At 74.9% G+C, this 16265-nt stretch carries 14 protein-coding genes and 2 pseudogenes; 12 read left to right on the top strand and 4 right to left on the bottom strand.

What is annotated here, in order from left to right:
• Positions 1 to 24: 24 nt before the first annotated feature.
• Positions 25 to 987 carry a GlxA family transcriptional regulator gene (locus tag QQK45_RS20315; RefSeq protein ID WP_284294746.1) on the bottom strand — a complete coding sequence of 321 codons (963 nt, stop codon included), beginning with the start codon at positions 985 to 987 and terminating at the stop codon, positions 25 to 27.
• 70 nt (positions 988 to 1057) lie between these two features.
• On the opposite strand from QQK45_RS20315, the gene QQK45_RS20310 reads away from it, so the two are divergent.
• The gene (locus tag QQK45_RS20310; RefSeq protein WP_284294745.1) at positions 1058 to 2329 is read left to right on the top strand and encodes an MFS transporter; all 1272 of its coding nucleotides are present in this window, start codon (positions 1058 to 1060) and stop codon (positions 2327 to 2329) included.
• Here the strand turns inward: QQK45_RS20310 and QQK45_RS20305 are convergent.
• Positions 2287 to 3231 carry an Fpg/Nei family DNA glycosylase gene (locus tag QQK45_RS20305; protein ID WP_284294744.1) on the bottom strand — a complete coding sequence of 315 codons (945 nt, stop codon included), beginning with the start codon at positions 3229 to 3231 and terminating at the stop codon, positions 2287 to 2289. The two genes, QQK45_RS20310 and QQK45_RS20305, sit on opposite strands and share 43 nt — an antisense overlap.
• A 112-nt stretch (positions 3232 to 3343) precedes the next feature.
• Here QQK45_RS20305 and QQK45_RS20300 point away from each other — a divergent pair, with 112 nt between their 5' ends.
• A complete protein-coding gene (locus QQK45_RS20300; protein ID WP_284294743.1) occupies positions 3344 to 5179 on the top strand; it encodes a proline--tRNA ligase in 1836 nt (611 codons plus the stop codon).
• A gap of 61 nt (positions 5180 to 5240) precedes the next feature.
• On the opposite strand, the gene QQK45_RS20295 is transcribed toward QQK45_RS20300, so the two are convergent.
• Positions 5241 to 6215 carry a DUF4439 domain-containing protein gene (locus QQK45_RS20295; protein WP_284294742.1) on the bottom strand — a complete coding sequence of 325 codons (975 nt, stop codon included), beginning with the start codon at positions 6213 to 6215 and terminating at the stop codon, positions 5241 to 5243.
• A 215-nt stretch (positions 6216 to 6430) separates the two neighbouring features.
• Between QQK45_RS20295 and rimP the strand changes: the two genes are divergently transcribed.
• The 6 genes and pseudogenes from rimP (at position 6431) to rbfA (ending at position 11951) form a co-directional block, all read left to right on the top strand.
• Positions 6431 to 6709, top strand: a complete 279-nt coding sequence (rimP, locus tag QQK45_RS20290; protein ID WP_284294741.1) for a ribosome maturation factor RimP — start codon at positions 6431 to 6433, stop codon at positions 6707 to 6709.
• The gene (locus QQK45_RS20285) at positions 6706 to 6936 is read left to right on the top strand and encodes an LSm family protein (RefSeq protein WP_284295127.1); all 231 of its coding nucleotides are present in this window, start codon (positions 6706 to 6708) and stop codon (positions 6934 to 6936) included. The genes rimP and QQK45_RS20285 overlap by 4 nt, the downstream gene beginning before the upstream one ends.
• Positions 6936 to 7949: a transcription termination factor NusA gene (gene nusA, locus QQK45_RS20280; RefSeq protein ID WP_284294740.1), complete on the top strand. Its 1014-nt coding sequence runs from the start codon at positions 6936 to 6938 to the stop codon at positions 7947 to 7949. Before QQK45_RS20285 ends, nusA begins: the two co-directional genes overlap by 1 nt.
• Positions 7950 to 7969: 20 nt before the next feature.
• On the top strand, positions 7970 to 8332 hold the full coding sequence (locus tag QQK45_RS23520) for a YlxR family protein (protein ID WP_431310307.1): 363 nt from the start codon (positions 7970 to 7972) through the stop codon (positions 8330 to 8332).
• A 147-nt stretch (positions 8333 to 8479) separates the two neighbouring features.
• A pseudogene (gene infB / locus QQK45_RS20270) lies at positions 8480 to 11277 on the top strand (translation initiation factor IF-2).
• 230 nt (positions 11278 to 11507) lie between these two features.
• Positions 11508 to 11951, top strand: a complete 444-nt coding sequence (gene rbfA / locus QQK45_RS20265; protein ID WP_284294738.1) for a 30S ribosome-binding factor RbfA — start codon at positions 11508 to 11510, stop codon at positions 11949 to 11951.
• 127 nt (positions 11952 to 12078) lie between these two features.
• Here rbfA and QQK45_RS20260 read toward each other — a convergent pair whose 3' ends face one another.
• A complete protein-coding gene (locus tag QQK45_RS20260; protein WP_284294737.1) occupies positions 12079 to 13512 on the bottom strand; it encodes an MFS transporter in 1434 nt (477 codons plus the stop codon).
• 117 nt (positions 13513 to 13629) lie between these two features.
• Between QQK45_RS20260 and QQK45_RS20255 the strand changes: the two are divergent.
• The 4 genes and pseudogenes from QQK45_RS20255 to QQK45_RS20240 form a co-directional block, all read left to right on the top strand.
• A pseudogene (locus tag QQK45_RS20255) lies at positions 13630 to 13722 on the top strand (TetR/AcrR family transcriptional regulator); the annotation flags it as partial.
• A 35-nt stretch (positions 13723 to 13757) separates the two neighbouring features.
• On the top strand, positions 13758 to 14204 hold the full coding sequence (locus QQK45_RS20250; RefSeq protein WP_284295154.1) for a TetR/AcrR family transcriptional regulator: 447 nt from the start codon (positions 13758 to 13760) through the stop codon (positions 14202 to 14204).
• Positions 14201 to 15184, top strand: a complete 984-nt coding sequence (gene truB / locus QQK45_RS20245; RefSeq protein ID WP_284294736.1) for a tRNA pseudouridine(55) synthase TruB — start codon at positions 14201 to 14203, stop codon at positions 15182 to 15184. Before QQK45_RS20250 ends, truB begins: the two co-directional genes overlap by 4 nt.
• Before the next feature lie 73 nt (positions 15185 to 15257).
• Positions 15258 to 16262 carry a bifunctional riboflavin kinase/FAD synthetase gene (locus QQK45_RS20240; protein WP_284294735.1) on the top strand — a complete coding sequence of 335 codons (1005 nt, stop codon included), beginning with the start codon at positions 15258 to 15260 and terminating at the stop codon, positions 16260 to 16262.
• Positions 16263 to 16265: the final 3 nt, after the last annotated feature.

The following is a 16265-nucleotide window of genomic DNA, read 5'->3' as shown; positions in this document are numbered from 1 at the left end:
TCGCGACCCGCCGCCGGGCGGGGGTCAGGCCGCCGTCGTGAGCGAGAAGGTCGTGCGGTACTCGGACGGGCTGACGCCGAGGGTGCGCCGCAGGTGGAGCCGCAGGTTCGCGGGCGTGCCGAGGCCCGCGGCCTGTGCGACGCGGTCGACGCCCCAGTCGGTGATCTCGAGGAGCTCGCGCGCCCGGTCGACGCGCGCGGTCGTGAGCCATCGGAGCGGGGACAGGCCCGTGTCGGTGGCGAACGCGCGGGCGAGCGTGCGCACGGACACGTGCGCGTGCCGCGCGAGGTCGGCGACGGTGAGGGGCTCGTCGAGCCGGCCCAGCGCCCACGCGCGGGTCGCGGCGAGCACGTCCTGGCGGGCGGGCTCGTCTGCCCGCGGCACGAACTGCGCCTGCCCGCCGTCGCGGTGCGGAGCGGCCACGATGGCCCGCGCGACCTCGTTGGCCGCCGCGGCCCCGTGGTCCGTGCGCAGCAGGTGGAGGCACACGTCGATGCCCGACGCGACCCCGGCCGAGGTCACGACGTCGCCCTCGTCGACGTAGAGCACGTCCGGGTCGACCCTCACGCGCGGATAGGCGCGGGCGAGCCGCTCGGCGTGCTGCCAGTGGGTCGTCGCGACCCGGCCGTCGAGCAGCCCGGCCTGCGCGAGGGCGAACGCTCCGGCGCAGATCGACACGAGCCGGGCGCCGCGCGCGTGCGCGGCCCGCAGGGCGTCGAGCACGTCGGACGGCAGCGGCCGGTCGACCTCGTGGAACGCGGGCACGACGACGGTGTCCGCCCGGTGCAGGGCCTCGAGTCCGGCGCCGGCCACGACGGGGAAGCCGCCCGTGGTCGGGACCGGCCCGGGCCGCTCGCCGCAGAGCTCGACGTCGTAGGGGTAGGCGCGCCGCTGCAGCACCTGGAACGGGATCCCGACCTCCAGGGGCAGGGCGTCGGCGAGCGCCAGGACGGCGACCCGGTGGGGCACGGCGGGGGAGGGGCTCATGGCAGAAATCTAGCGCAGAGCGGCATTCCTGCCTCTCGTGCGTCTCGCGGCGCCCCGCGACGCTTGCTCCGTGACCACGACGAACCATCCGTCCCCTCCCGCCTCGCCGGCCGCTCCGCCGCGACCCGGCCCCGCCGTGCGACGTCTCGTGACGGCCCAGGGCCTCGCCGTGCTCGGCACGACCGTCGACCTCACGCTGACGGGCGTCGTCGGCGCGCGGCTCGCGCCGACCCGGGTCCTCGCGACCGTGCCGTTCAGCCTGATCCCCGTCGCGGCGGTCGTCGCGACGTTCGTGTGGTCCCGGGCGATCGGTCGCGCCGGCTACCGGCGGGCGTTCGCCGTCGCGCCCGCGTTCGCCGTCGCCGCCGGGCTCGTGTCGGCGCGCGCGGTGCAGCTCGACCTGTTCTGGCTGTTCTGCGTCGGGACGGCCCTCGTCGGCGTCTACCAGGCGGGCACGGGCTACTACCGCTACGCGGCGGCGGAGTCCTGGCCGGCGGCCCGGGCCCGCGCCGTGAGCACGGTCCTCGCGGGCGGACTGGTGGCGGCGCTCGTCGGGCCGTTCCTCGCGACCGCGCTCGCGCACACGACGGCGACCCCGTACGTGGCCTCCTACCTGCTCGTCGCGGCGGCGGGCCTCGCCGCCCTGGCCTGGAACGCGTTCCTGCCGCGCGGGCTCGCGGGGCTCGGTCGGGCCCCTGCCGCGGTCGCCGTGCCCGACGCCGCCACCGCGGACGTCGCGCGGCCGACCGCGGCCCTGTGGCGTCAGCCCGTCCTCCTCGGCGGCGTCGGCGCGGCCTCGCTCGCGGCGTTCGCGATGATGTCGATGATGACCGCCGGGCCCCTCGCGGGCACGGACATGGGCCACAGCGCCGACCAGGCCGCGCTGGCGGTACAGCTCCACATGGTCGGCATGTACGCGCCGGGCTTCGTCGTGGCCCGCTGGATCGGCCGGTTCGGGGAGCGCCGCGTCGCGCTCCTCGGCACCGCGGTCATCGTGGTCGCTGGTGCGGCCGCCGCCGTGAGCCCGTCGATGCCGGCGTTCCTCGTCGCGATGACCGCCGTCGGGGTGGGGTGGAACCTCGCGTTCAGCGGAGGCAGCGCGATGGTCGCGGCGTCGTACCGGCCCGCCGAGCGGGGTCGCGTCCAGCCCGTCGCCGAGCTCGTCACGACGACCGCCCAGGTCGCGGGCGCGCTCAGTGCGGGCGCGCTCGCGACCCGGTCCGGGTGGCCCGCGCTCGGCCTGGCGGTCGCGCTCGCGTCGCTCGCGGTGGGCTCGGCCCTCTCGCGCTCGGGGCGCCGTCAGCGCAGGAGCCGCGACATCCGCCGGTCCGCGAGCACCTGACCGCCCGTCTGGCACGTGGGGCAGTACTGCAGCGAACGGTCCGCGAACGACACCTCGTGGACCGTGTCGCCGCAGGGCACGCCGTCCCAGCCGGGGCACGGCTCGCCCGTCCGCCCGTGCACGCGCATCCCGCGGCGCTTGGCGTCCTTGAGCTCGGCCGCCGGCCTGCCCGACGACGCAGCCACGGCCTCGCGCAGCACGTCCCGGATCGCGGTGTGCAGGGCGACGACGTCGGCCGACGGCTCGGGGGAGCCGGGCGGCGACGCGTAGGTCTTGGTCAGGCGGAACGGGCTCGTCCGCGCGACGAGCAGGATCTCGTCCGAGTAGGCGTTCCCGATCCCCGCGATCGCGCCCTGGTCGCGCAGCAGCCCCTTGACCTGCTGGTTCTTGCGGGCCAGCAGCTCCGCCAGCACGGCCGGCGTGAACGCGTCCGACATCGGCTCGACGCCGAGCGTCGCGATCTGCGGCACCTCGACGGGGTCGGCCACGACGTAGACCGCCAGCCGCTTGCGCGTCCCCGCCTCCGTGAGGTCGAAGCCCGCGCCGTCGTCGAACCGGACGCGCAGCGCGAGCGTCGGTCGGTTGCCGCCCCCGCCGCCCGCCCGGGGACGCACCGGTGTCGTCGGCGCCTGCTCGGACCAGCGCAGCCAGCCGCCGCGGGCGAGGTGGAAGACCAGGTGCAGCGGGTCGCCGTCGGGCCCGTCCGCCGGCACGGCCACCAGGTCGAGCCACTTGCCGTGCCGGACGACGTCGCCCACCCGTCGCCCGACGAGCGCGTCCAGCGGCGGGGCGTACGTCTTGAGCGCGGAGATCTGCCCCAGCGCGACGGACGTGATCTGGTGCCCGCTCGTCCGGTCCCGCAGGAACCCGACGAGCGCCTCGACCTCGGGCAGCTCGGGCATGGGTCCGATCATGCCCGGACCCGCCCACGGGCGCCGCCCGGCGCCCCGGCCGGTCCCGAGCGGCCGCCCGGGGAGCACGGCCGCGCGTCGGCCCGCCGGTAGGCTGTGCCGCATGTCGCACGACCTGACCTCCTCGTCCCCTGCCGTCCTGCGGATGTCCACGCTCTTCGTCCGGACCCTGCGCGAGGACCCGGTCGACGCCGAGGTCGCGAGCCACCGGCTGCTGGTGCGCGCCGGCTACATCCGCCGCGCCGCCCCGGGCATCTACACGTGGCTGCCGCTGGGCCTGCGCGTGCTCGCGAAGGTCGAGGCGGTCGTGCGCGAGGAGATGCAGGCGGCGGGTGCGCAGGAGGTGCACTTCCCGGCGCTGCTGCCGCGCGAGCCCTACGAGGCGACGGGCCGCTGGACCGAGTACGGCCAGGGCCTGTTCCGGCTCAAGGACCGCAAGGAGGCCGACTACCTGCTCGCGCCCACGCACGAGGAGATGTTCACGCTCCTGGTGAAGGACCTGTACTCCTCGTACAAGGACCTCCCGCTCACGCTCTTCCAGATCCAGACCAAGTACCGCGACGAGGCCCGCCCCCGCGCCGGCCTGATCCGCGGGCGCGAGTTCATCATGAAGGACGCGTACTCGTTCGACGTCGACGACGCCGGCCTCGACACCTCCTATGCCGCGCAGCGCGCCGCGTACCAGCGGATCTTCGAGCGCCTGGGGCTCGAGTACGTGATCGTCGCGGCGACGAGCGGCGCCATGGGCGGCTCGCGCTCGGAGGAGTTCCTCACCCCGACGCCCATCGGCGAGGACACGTTCGTGCGCTCGGCCGGCGGCTACGCGGCCAACGTCGAGGCGGTCGTCACGCCCGTCCCGGACGCGATCCCGTTCGACGACGCCCCGGCGGCCCACGTCGAGGACACCCCCGACACCCCCACGATCGACTCGCTGGTGGCGCTCGCGAACGAGCGCTTCCCGCGCCCCGACCGCGCCTGGACGGCGGCGGACACGCTGAAGAACGTCGTCCTCGCCGCGACGCACCCGGACGGGCGCCGCGAGGTGCTCGTCGTCGGGCTTCCGGGCGACCGCGAGGTCGACCTGAAGCGGCTCGGCGCCTCGCTCGAGCCCGCCGAGGTCGAGCCCGCGGGCGAGGGCGACTTCGCCGCGCACCCCGAGCTCGTCAAGGGCTACATCGGCCCGGGTGCGCTCGGTCCGCAGGGCGCCCAGGTGACCGTCGGAGACGGGCCGGAGGCGTCCACCGTCTCCGCGGTGCGCTACCTGCTCGACCCTCGCGTCGTCGAGGGCACGCGCTGGATCACGGGCGCGAACGAGCCGGGGCGGCACGTGTTCGACCTCGTCGCGGGCCGCGACTTCACCGCCGACGGCACGATCGAGGCGGCCGAGGTCCGCGCCGGCGACGAGGCCCCCGACGGCTCGGGTCCGCTCGAGCTCGCCCGCGGCATCGAGATCGGCCACATCTTCCAGCTCGGCCGCAAGTACGCGCAGGCCCTCGGTCTGACCGTGCTCGACCAGAACGGCAAGCAGGTCGTCGTCACCATGGGCTCGTACGGCGTCGGCGTGACGCGCGTGATGGCGTCGCTCGCCGAAGCCAACCACGACGACAAGGGCCTCGCGTGGCCCGCGCACGTCGCGCCCGCGCACGTCCACGTGGTCGCGACCGGCAAGAGCCAGGACGTGTTCGACGCGGCCGACGCGATCGCCTCCGGGCTCGCCGCGCGCGGCATCGAGGTGCTGTACGACGACCGCCCCAAGGTCTCGCCCGGCGTGAAGTTCGCGGACGCCGAGCTCATCGGTGTGCCGGTCGTCGTCGTCGTGGGCCGCGGGCTCGCGGACGGCGTCGTCGACGTACGTGGCCGCGCGGGCGACGACGCCGAGCAGGTCCCCGTCGCGGACGCCGTCGAGCGCGTGTCGGAGCGGGTCGCCGCCCTGCTCTGAGCCGCTCCACCCCGAGAGGTAGGCCTCCGGGAGGCCTCCCTCGCGGGGAGGCGGGTGGGCGCTACTTCGGGGTGCCGCCCGGGAGCGCGGTGATCGCCGCGCCCGCGTCGACCGCGGCCCGGGCGCTGTCCGTCAGCAGGTCCGCGACGGCGGCACGGCCCTTCGGGTCGAGCGTGTCGAGCAGGGCCGCGTAGCCGGTCGTCAGCCGGGACTCGACGGTGCGGGCGACCGCCTTGGCCGGCAGTGCGTACGCCGTCCGACGCGGGTCGCCGTCCGTGCCGGAGACCCCGGCCGCGTCCGCCCAGTCCTGCGCCCGGGTGCGGTGCACGGCCGCACGTGCGGCGGCCGCCTTGCGCGTCGCGCCCTTCGAGCGCGCGGCGACGACCTCGAGCAGGTAGCCGGCGGCGTCCTCGTCCTCGATCACCGTGGCCGCGACGGTGGCACGCGCGCCCTCGGGGAGCGTGGCCGGGACGGTCACGCGGGCTGCAGCCCCAGCGGGAGGCTTGACGTGGGCGAGGCCGGCGAGCGCCCGCGCGTTCAGGTCCTGCGACGCGCTGACCTGAGCGACGAGCCGCGCGAGGTGCGCGTCGTCGGCGTCGGCCAGGCGTCCGCGCGCGGCGCTCGACGCGGCACCGAGCCGGCGGACGACGGCGGCCGCGGTCGGCTTCGTCGCGGTCGCCGTCGGAGGTGCCGGGGTGGTCGGGCTCGTCGTCGGCGCCGGCCCGTCGTAGACGCCGCCCAGCGCGGTGACCTGAGTGCCGGCCTGCTTCACGATCGCCCGGAGCCGTGTCGCGACCGCCTCCGTCGCGCCGTCGTCGAGCACCGCCTGCGCGAGGTCGCGGACCCCGACGACGTCCTCGACGGTCGCGGCTCGCACGACCTCGTCGGCGGTCGGCGTCAGGGCGGGCGGCGGGTCGGACTCGAGCCGGACGCCGCAGCCGCTCAGCACCAGCGCGAGCACGACGGCGGCTGCCGTGGCGAGGAGCGCGGCGGGCCGGCCGGGCAGGGTGCGGGCGGGGTGCGGGTGGGGGTGCATCGCGCCCGATGATCCCACGACCGTGCTCGGGGCGGTGCCACGGCGCGGCCGCCGCGCCGGGCGTCGGGACGCCGACCGTCCGTCGAGTCGGTAGTCTTGACCCGCACAACAGCACACCGGTCGAGACGATCTCGATCGCTGCCCGGCACACCCGGCTCGCGGTCCTCAGAAGCTCGCGTCCCGCAGGTGGGCCGTGAGAACCGACAGGAGAACGCATGCCCAGGCAGCAACCGGCGGACACGGTCCGCGAGGTCGTCGCGCCGGTGGTCGAAGGCGCGGGTCTGTACCTCGAGGACGTCGTCGTGTCCCGCGCCGGCAGCCGCTCGGTCGTCCGCGTCACGCTCGACCTGCCCGAGGACGTCCTCGGCAGCCTCGACCTCGACGCCGTGGCCGACGTCTCCCGCGAGGTCTCGGACGCGCTCGACGCCGCGTCCGACGTCCTGCCCGGGCAGTACACGCTCGAGGTCTCGACCCCGGGACCTCGCGGCCGCTGACCGAGCCGCGGCACTTCAAGCGTGCGCGCGGGCGCCGCGTCAGTCTCGCGCTGCGTGACGGCCGCACCTACGAGGGCCGGCTGACCGACGTCGAGGGCGACGAGCTCGTCCTGACGGAGGTCCCTGCAGGGCAGCCCGAGCGGGTCGACCGGTCGGACGTCGCGCGCGGAAGCATCGAGGTCGAGCTCTCACGCTCTGCTGGAACCACCGACGACGAGGAGGCCTGATGGACATCGACATGAGCGCTCTGCGCGCGATCGAGCGCGAGCGGGACATCAGCCTGGACGTCCTGGTGGGCGCGATCGAGCAGGCGCTGCTCTCGGCCTACCACCGCAGCACCGGCGCGCAGCCCCACGCGCGCGTCGAGCTGGACCGCACGTCCGGGCGCGCGGCCGTGTGGGCGCGCGAGGAGGTCGTGGACGAGGACGGGGTGCGCAGCTTCGGCCCCGAGTTCGACGACACGCCCGCCGACTTCGGCCGGATCGCCACCGCGACCGCGCGCCAGGTGATCGTCCAGCGTCTGCGCGACGCCGAGGACGACGCGATCCTGGGTCAGTTCCGCGGCAAGGAGGGCGAGGTCATCGCCGGCGTCATCCAGCAGGGCCGCGACCCGCGCGTCGTGCTGGTGGAGGTGGGCGGCGTCGAGGCGGTGCTGCCGCCGCACGAGCAGGTGCCGACGGAGGAGTACGTCCACGGGGAGCGTCTGCGCGCCTACGTCCTCGAGGTGACCCGAGGAATGAAGGGTCCGCAGATCACGTTGAGCCGGACGCACCCGAACCTCGTACGCAAGCTGTTCGAGCTCGAGGTGCCCGAGGTCGCGGACGGCTCGGTCGAGATCGTGGCCCTGGCCCGCGAGGCAGGCCACCGGTCCAAGATGGCCGTTCGTTCGACGGTCTCGGGGCTCAACGCCAAGGGCGCCTGCATCGGCCCGATGGGGGCGCGCGTGCGGGCCGTCATGGCGGAGCTGCACGGCGAGAAGATCGACATCGTCGACTACAGCCCGGACCCGGCGCGCTTCGTCGGCAACGCCCTGTCGCCGGCGAGCGTCAATGAGGTCACGATCGTCGACGAGGACACGCGCTCGGCGCGCGTCGTCGTGCCGGACTACCAGCTCTCGCTCGCCATCGGCAAGGAGGGGCAGAACGCCCGTCTCGCCGCGAAGCTCACGGGCTGGCGCATCGACATCCGGTCCGACGAGGGCGCGCCCGAGGGCGGCTCGACCCGCCCGACGGCGGGGTGACCCGGGGGCGACGGGGTAAGATGTCCGACAACGGGTCTCAGGCCCGGCCGATGCCGCACGTCCTCCCCGCATCCTCGTCACCGAGCGCGCCCCCACGGGCGCCGGTGCGGACGTGCGTCGGCTGCCGGTCCCGTGACCTTCGGTCCGACCTCGTGCGCCTCGTGGCGCGGACGGACGACGACCCGGCGGGTGCCGCCCAGGCGGCGGTGCTCGTGGTGGACGTCCGACGCTCGCTCCCGGGGCGTGGCGCGTGGCTGCACCCGCGGATGCGCTGCCTGGAGCTGGCCGAACGCCGCCACGCGTTCACCCGGGCGCTGCGTCTGCGCAGCGCGCCCGACGCGAGCGGGGTCCGCCAGTTCCTCGTCGGCCTCGGTGCCGAGTGACGACCACGTGCGAGAGCACGACATGCCAGACACGTCTATCAGGAAGCGGGTCAGAAACACATGGGCACGCGATGAGCACCCTGCGATGAGCACCCCTCAGTACTAACGACGGTCCTCCCTGTCCGGGCGGGCCGAGACAGGAGAGTTGTGGCTAAGGTCCGCGTCTACGAGCTCGCCAAGGAGCTCGGTGTCGAGAGCAAGACGATCATGACGAAGCTCACCGAGCTCGGTGAGTTCGTCCGGTCGGCGTCCTCGACGATCGAACCACCCGTCGTGCGCAAGCTGCGCGACGCCTTCCCCGCCCGTTCAGGTGCCGGCGCGTCCGCCGCCGGCAACGGTGGCGCGGCGAAGCCTGCCGCGAAGCCCGCGGCGGCGAAGCCTGCAGCCCCCGCCCCGCCGCGCCCCAGGCGCCGGCCGCGGAGGAGACCCCCGCACCCGCACCCGCTGCCGAGCCTGCGGCGCCGCGCCAGTCCGCGCCGACGCCCGGCCCGAAGCCCGCCGCGGCTCCCAAGCCCGCCACGGGCAACGCGTCGCCCGCTCCGCGTCCCGGCGCCCCGCGCCCGGGCGGCGCCGCGCCGCGCCCCGGCAACAACCCGTTCGCGTCGAGCCAGGGCATGCCCCGGCCTCGCCCGGGCAACAACCCGTTCGCGTCGCAGCAGGGCATGCCCCGGCCGCAGTCGCGTCCCGACCGCGGCGAGGGCTCGGCCGAGCGCTCCGGCGGTCCGCGTCCCGCGGCTCCGCGCCCCGGTGGCGCTCCTCGCCCCGGCGGCGCCGCACCGCGTCCCGGTGGTGCCCGTCCGAACCCCGGCATGATGCCGGGTCGCACGTCGCTCGGCCGGCCCGGTGCCGGTCAGGGTGCCGGCGGCGGGGGTCGCCCGGGTGGTGGCGGCGGCGGTCGTGGCGGCTTCGGCGGCGGTGGCGGTGCCGGTGGCGCCGCGCGTCCCGGCGGTGGCGGCGGCTTCGGTGGTCGCCCCGGTGGCGGCGGCCGTGGCGGTGCCGGTCGTGGCAGCACGCAGGGCGCCTTCGGGCGCGCCGGCGGTCGCCCCGTGCGCGGACGGAAGTCGAAGCGCGCGAAGCGGCAGGAGTTCGAGCAGATGCAGGCGCCGTCGCTCGGCGGCGTCACCGTCCCCCGCGGCGACGGCTCGACCGTCGTGCGTCTGCGCCGTGGCGCGAGCCTGTCCGACTTCGCCGACAAGATCGACGCGAACCCCGCGAGCCTCGTGACCGTCCTCTTCCACCTGGGCGAGATGGCCACGGCCACGCAGTCGCTCGACGAGGACACCTTCGGCACGCTGGGCGCCGAGCTCGGCTACATCATCGAGATGGTGTCGGCGGAGGACGAGGACCGCGAGCTCCTCGGCGCGTTCGACATCGACCTCGAGGGCGAGCTGGAGGCCGAGGGCGACGACGTGCTCGAGCCGCGACCCCCGGTCGTCACCGTCATGGGTCACGTCGACCACGGAAAGACGAAGCTCCTCGACGCGGTCCGTTCCTCGGACGTCGTCGCGGGCGAGGCCGGCGGCATCACCCAGCACATCGGCGCCTACCAGGTGCACCACGAGCACGAGGGCGTCGACCGGGCGATCACGTTCATCGACACCCCGGGTCACGAGGCGTTCACCGCCATGCGTGCCCGCGGTGCGCAGGTCACCGACATCGCGATCCTCGTGGTCGCGGCGGACGACGGCGTGATGCCGCAGACGGTCGAGGCGCTCAACCACGCCCAGGCCGCCGGCGTCCCGATCGTCGTCGCGGTGAACAAGGTGGACAAGGAGGGGGCCAACCCCGCCAAGATCCGCCAGCAGCTCACCGAGTACAACCTGGTGGCCGAGGAGTACGGCGGCGACACCATGTTCGTCGACGTGTCCGCGAAGAACCGGGTCGGCATCGAGGACCTCCTCGACGCCGTCCTGCTCACCGCGGACGCCGCTCTCGACCTGCGCGCCAACCCCGACAAGGACGCGCGCGGCGTCGCCATCGAGGCCAACCTCGACAAGGGCCGCGGCTCCGTCGCGACGGTCCTCGTGCAGTCCGGCACGCTCGCCGTCGGCGACTCGATCGTCGCCGGCACGGCCCACGGCCGCGTCCGCGCGATGTTCGACGAGCACGGCGAGAACCTCGACGTGGCGCTCCCGTCGCGTCCGGTCCAGGTGCTCGGCCTGACCTCGGTGCCCCGCGCCGGCGACACGTTCATCGTGGCGCCCGACGACCGCACCGCACGGCAGATCGCCGAGAAGCGCGAGGCCGCCGAGCGTGCCGCGACGCTGGCCAAGCGCCGCAAGCGCATCAGCCTCGAGGACTTCACGCAGGCGCTCGAGCAGGGCAAGGTCGAGACCCTCAACCTCGTCCTCAAGGGCGACGTGTCCGGTGCCGTCGAGGCGCTCGAGGACGCGCTGCTCAAGATCGACGTCGGCGACGAGGTCGAGCTGCGCATCATCCACCGCGGTGTCGGTGCGATCACGCAGAACGACGTCAACCTGGCGACCGTGGACAACGCGATCATCATCGGCTTCAACGTCAAGCCCGCGGACCGCGTCCGCGACCTGGCCGACCGCGAAGGCGTCGACATCCGCTACTACACGGTCATCTACCAGGCCATCGACGACGTCGAGGCCGCGCTCAAGGGCATGCTCAAGCCCGAGTACGAGGAGGTCCAGCTCGGGACCGCGGAGATCCGCGAGATCTTCCGGTCCTCGAAGGCGGGCAATATCGCGGGAACGATCGTCCGCTCGGGCGTCATCACGCGAAACTCCAAGGCTCGCGTGCTGCGCAACGGCGTGGTCGTCGGGGACAACCTGCAGATCGACTCGCTCAAGCGGTTCAAGGACGACGCCACCGAGGTCCGCGAGGGCTACGAGTGCGGTATCGGGCTCGGGTCGTTCAACGACATCCAGCTCGAGGACGTCATCGAGACCTTCGAGATGCGGGAGAAGCCGCGTTCGTGACTCTCGTCCCGCCGGGGTGACGATCCGTCGTCGCCTCCGCCCTGCCCGTCCGGGAGAGGGGTGGCGGGTCTACCGCGGGCCTGGCGGCCCGTGCCAGACCCACCACGACCCGCCACCCCTCTCCCTCCCGGGCAGGGCTCTTCCGTCGGGTCACCTCAGGGTGAGAGCATCACGTCCGCGTTCTTGTGAGGACACTGGGGATCGCGTCGCGATCCCGGAGATGAGGGTTGATGGCTGAGAGTGTGCGGGCCAGGAAGCTGGCCGAGCGGATCCAGCAGGTCGTCGCGACCATGCTGGACCGGCGGATCAAGGACCCGCGGCTCGGGTACGTCACCGTGACCGACGTGCGCGTCACCGGGGACCTCCAGAACGCCACCGTGTTCTACACGGTGCGCGGGACCGACGAGGAGCGGGCCGGGACCGCCGCCGCGCTCGAGAGCGCCAAGGGGGTCATCCGGTCCGAGGTCGGCAAGCAGACCGGGATCCGGCTCACGCCGACCCTCGAGTTCCAGCTCGACGCGATCCCGGAGAACGCCGCCCACCTCGAGGACGCGCTCCGCGCCGCCCGCGAGAAGGACGCCGAGCTCGCCGCGCTGCGCGAGGGCAAGGACTTCGCGGGCGACGCCGACCCCTACAAGCGTCCCGACGAGGATGACGACGAAGACGAGGCCTGAGGGCGCGTAGCGCACCAGGCCCCGCGCCGAACACGGGCCCGCCGCCCGTCCGGGACACCGGACGGGCGGCGGGCCCGTTCTCGTGGGGCGACGATCCCGTGCTCGACGGCGCCGCCACCGACAGCGGTCAGCGCTCCTTGCCCGTGCTGCGCGGCATGAGGAACGACACGATCGCACCTACCCCCAGGACGGCCGTCCCGACCCAGAGGGCGGGCTCGAGCCCGTCCGCGAAGGCGGCGGGGGTGAACGCACCGCCGGCGGCGAGGAAGACCGCCGTCAGCACGGCGACGCCGAGCGCGACACCGACCTCGCGGATCGTCGCGTTGACGCTGCTCGCCGTGGCGTGGTCCGACTCGGGGACCCCGGCCAGGACCGCGGTGGCGACCGGTGCGAACGTGAGGCCCATGCCGACGCCGGCCAGGACGAACGCGGGCACGAAGCTCGGGTAGTCGACCGTCGGGCCGATGAGTGCCGCGATCCAACCGAGCGCGACGGTCTGGAGAACCAGGCCGCCGGCGACGAACGGGCGCACGCCGAACCGCGGCGCGAGCATCCCGGCGACCGGGGCGACGAGCATCGGGGCGGCCGTCCAGGGCAGGGTCCGCAGCCCCGCGGCGAACGGCGAGTAGCCGCCGCCGATCTGCAGGTACTGGGTGAGCAGGAAGACGGCCCCGAACATCCCGACGGAGAACGCGAGGCTGGCCGCGTTCGACACGGAGAAGCTGCGCGAGCGGAACAGCCGCAGCGGGACGAGCGGGTGGTCGGTCCGGCCCTCGCGCACCACGAACGCCACGAGGAGCAGGACGGCGACGACGAGCATCCCGACGGTTGTCGCGGAGCCCCAGCCGCGGTCGTTGGCGCCGACGATCGCCCACACGCCCAGCAGGACGCCGGCAGCGGACAGGACGAGGCCCGTGACGTCGAGGCTGACCGAGACCCGCTCCGACTCCCGCAGCCCGCGCAGCGCGAGCGGGATCGCGACCGCCGCGACGGGGACATTGAGCCAGAAGATCGCCTGCCACGACAGACCGTCGACGACGGCGCCGCCCACGACCGGGCCGAGCGCGACGCCGAGGCCGGAGACGCCGCCCCAGACGCCGATCGCCATGGCGCGCTTCGCGGCGGGCACCGCTCCGGCGAGCAGCGCGAGCGACAGCGGCATGATGGCCGCGCCGCCGCCGCCCTGGAGCGTGCGGGCCGCGATGAGCTCGGCGGGGGTGCCGGACAGCGCGCTCCCGATCGAGCCGAGCGCGAAGACCGCGATGCCGACGACGAACGTCCGGCGGCGCCCGAGGCGGTCGCCGAGGGTGGCGAGCGGGATCATCAGCGTCGCGAACGCGAGCGTGTACGCGTTCACGAACCACTGGAGCTGTTCCACGCTGGGGGACAGGTGCCGGGAGATGACGGGCAGGGCGCCCGTCATGACGAGGTTGTCGAGCGTCGCCATGAACATCGGCAGGGACGCGGCGACGAGGGCGAGCCAGACGGGCGCCGTGCGCCGCCGCCGGGTGTCGAGGCCGGGTGCCGGCGAGGGCCGACGGGTGGGGACCGCGGTGGACATCAGAACCTCCGGACGAGGTGGGCCGAGGACGGGAGGGCTGCGCGGTGCGCGAGCCGAACACGGGAAGGCATCGACTGATTACTTCGACTCGTCGCACGTTAGTAATCGACTGATAACATGTCAAGCATGAGTACCCGGATGACCGCGGACGAGCGCCGCGAGCAGATCCTGGCCGCCGCGACGACGGCGTTCGCCGAGCACGGCTACGCCGGCACGACGACCGACGAGGTGGCGCGCGCGGCGGGGTGTCGCAGCCGTACGTCGTCCGGCTCTTCGGCTCCAAGCACGACCTGTTCGCCGCGGCGCTCGCGCGGATCTGCGACGCGATCGTCGCGAGCTTCGAGCAGGTCGCGCCCGGCCCGGACGCCGCCCGCGACCTCGGCGACGTGTACGTGCGCCTGCTCGGGGACCGGGACAAGCTCCGCGTGCTGATGCACGGCTTCGTCGCGGGCGCCGACCCGACGTTCGGGCTGCAGGCGCGCCGCACCCTGGTCCGCGCCTTCGAGATCTTCAAGGAGCTGACCGGCGAGGACGACGAGGCCGCGCGCAACTTCGTGGCCTCGGGGATGCTCATCAACGTGCTGCTCGCGGCCGAGGCCCCCGAGCACGCGGACGAGCACGGCGTCGGGCACCTGCTCGTGTGCGCCGTCGGCGCGGACGCCGCCGCCGAGCTGATCACGGACGCCGCGTGAGCCCGGCCACCGGCGCGGACGGTCGCGTCCGCCCGCAGCGCCGCCCCACCGCGCCCGACGGACTGGTCGTCGTCGACAAGCCGCAGGGCTGGACGAGCCACGACGTCGTCGGGCGCATGCGCCGCCTCGCGGGGACGAAGAAGGTCGGCCACGCGGGCACGCTCGACCCGATGGCGACGGGCGTGCTCGTCGTCGGCGTGGGCCGGGCGACGCGGCTGCTGACGTACGTCGTCGGGGCCGAGAAGGAGTACGTCACGACGATCCGGCTCGGCGTCGCGACCACCACGGAGGACGCCGAGGGCGACGTCACGGCGACCACGGGCGCGGGGGACGTCACGGCCGAGGCCGTGCGCGCCGCGGCCGCGGCCCTCACCGGGGACGTGCTGCAGGTGCCGAGCGCGGTGTCCGCGATCAAGGTCGACGGCGAGCGCGCGTACGCCCGTGTCCGCGCGGGGGAGCAGGTCGAGCTGGCCGCCCGCCCGGTCACGATCTCGGCGTTCGAGATCGCGGACGTCCGGCCCGGCCCCGACGTCGCGGCGGACGGCGGCACCGTTCCCACGGTCGACGTCGACGCGCGCGTCGTCTGCTCGTCGGGCACGTACGTGCGTGCGCTCGGCCGCGACCTCGGCGCCGCGCTCGGCGTGGGCGCGCACCTCGTCGCCCTGCGACGCACGCGCGTGGGCGGGTACGACCTCGCGGGCGCAAGCACGCTCGAGCAGCTCGAGGCCCAGGCCGACGCGGACGGCGTCCTCGCGACCCTCCCGCTCGCCGACGCCGCGCGCGCGACGTTCCCGGTCCGCGAGCTCGACGACACCGACGCCGCGGCGCTCGGTCACGGCCGCGCGCTCCCGCCGGCCGGCGAGCCCGGGGTGCACGCCGCGATCGGCCCCGACGGGACGCTCGTCGCGCTCGTCGAGGACGTCCAGGGCAAGGGCGGGCTCCTCGCTCGCCCCGCCGTCGTCTTCGCGGCGGCGGGGTGAGCCCCGCCCCGTGAGCGCCCCGCGACGGGCGCCGATTCCGCGCGTACCCCGACGAGGTGGCAGGCTGGTCCCCGTGCTGCGCTGGACCGACCTCGCCGAGGTGCCCTCCGACTTCGGCCCCACCGTCGTCACCATCGGTAACTTCGACGGGGTCCACCGCGGCCACGTCGCGGTCTGCCGGGCGATCGCGGAACGAGCGCGCGAGGAGAACGCCCGTGCCGTCGCGGTGACGTTCGACCCGCACCCCGTCGCCGTGCACCGGCCGGACGAGGCGCCCGAGCTCCTCACGGGGGTCGCCGACCGGCTGGACCTGCTCGCCGAGACAGGTCTCGACGCCGTGCTCCTGCTGCCCTACACGCTCGAGTTCGCGCAGCAGACGGCCGACGAGTTCGTCCGTCGCTACCTCGTCGAGGGTCTGCGCGCGCGGCGGGTCGTCGTCGGGCGGGACGTGCGCTTCGGCCGCGGCAACGCCGGCACGCTCGACACCATGATCGAGCTGGGGGAGCGGTACGGGTTCGTCGTGGAGGTCGTCGGCGACGTCGGGCAGACCCCGCACGACGGGCACGCGCGCTGGTCCTCGACCTACGTGCGCGAGCTGCTCGCCACGGGCGACGTCGCGGCCGCGGCCGCGGTCCTGGGCCGGCCGCACCGGCTGCGCGGCGTCGTCGTGCACGGGGACGCGCGCGGGCGCGAGCTCGGCTTCCCGACGGCGAACCTCGGCCCCGCCCCCGACGGCACCCCCGTCCAGGGCATGGTCCCCGCCGACGGCGTGTACGCGGGCTGGCTGCGGCGTCCGGGCCGCGAGGCCGACGCCGTGCTCCCGGCCGCCGTCTCGATCGGCACCAACCCGACGTTCGACGGCGCCGAGCGCCGCGTCGAGGCGTACGTCCTCGACCGCACGGACCTCGACCTGTACGGCGAGGAGGTCGTGCTCGAGCTCGTCGAGCGCCTGCGCCCGACGCTGCGCTTCGACGGCCCCGACGCGATCGAGCGCCTCGTCGCGACCATGCACGACGACGTCGCGCGCGCGCGCATGGCGCTCGGCGTCGCGCAGCCCGCGTCGCCCGCCGCCGGCTGAGCG

The sequence above is a fragment of the Luteimicrobium album genome (assembly GCF_030161555.1).
GTDB lineage: Bacteria > Actinomycetota > Actinomycetes > Actinomycetales > Cellulomonadaceae > Luteimicrobium > Luteimicrobium album.
Note: the sequence above shows the minus strand (reverse complement) of the source record. Positions and strands in the feature narration are given on the sequence as shown.

What these genes read in the sequence shown, in the direction of transcription:
- QQK45_RS20315 (WP_284294746.1), bottom strand. Translation starts at nt 987, where the DNA reads ATGAGCCCCTCCCCCGCCGTGCCCCACCGGGTCGCCGTCCTGGCGCTC.
- QQK45_RS20305 (WP_284294744.1), bottom strand. Translation starts at nt 3,231, where the DNA reads ATGCCCGAGCTGCCCGAGGTCGAGGCGCTCGTCGGGTTCCTGCGGGAC.
- QQK45_RS20300 (WP_284294743.1), top strand. Translation starts at nt 3,344, where the DNA reads ATGTCGCACGACCTGACCTCCTCGTCCCCTGCCGTCCTGCGGATGTCC.
- QQK45_RS20295 (WP_284294742.1), bottom strand. Translation starts at nt 6,215, where the DNA reads ATGCACCCCCACCCGCACCCCGCCCGCACCCTGCCCGGCCGGCCCGCC.
- rimP (WP_284294741.1), top strand. Translation starts at nt 6,431, where the DNA reads ATGCCCAGGCAGCAACCGGCGGACACGGTCCGCGAGGTCGTCGCGCCG.
- nusA (WP_284294740.1), top strand. Translation starts at nt 6,936, where the DNA reads ATGGACATCGACATGAGCGCTCTGCGCGCGATCGAGCGCGAGCGGGAC.
- QQK45_RS23520 (WP_431310307.1), top strand. Translation starts at nt 7,970, where the DNA reads ATGTCCGACAACGGGTCTCAGGCCCGGCCGATGCCGCACGTCCTCCCC.
- rbfA (WP_284294738.1), top strand. Translation starts at nt 11,508, where the DNA reads ATGGCTGAGAGTGTGCGGGCCAGGAAGCTGGCCGAGCGGATCCAGCAG.
- QQK45_RS20260 (WP_284294737.1), bottom strand. Translation starts at nt 13,512, where the DNA reads ATGTCCACCGCGGTCCCCACCCGTCGGCCCTCGCCGGCACCCGGCCTC.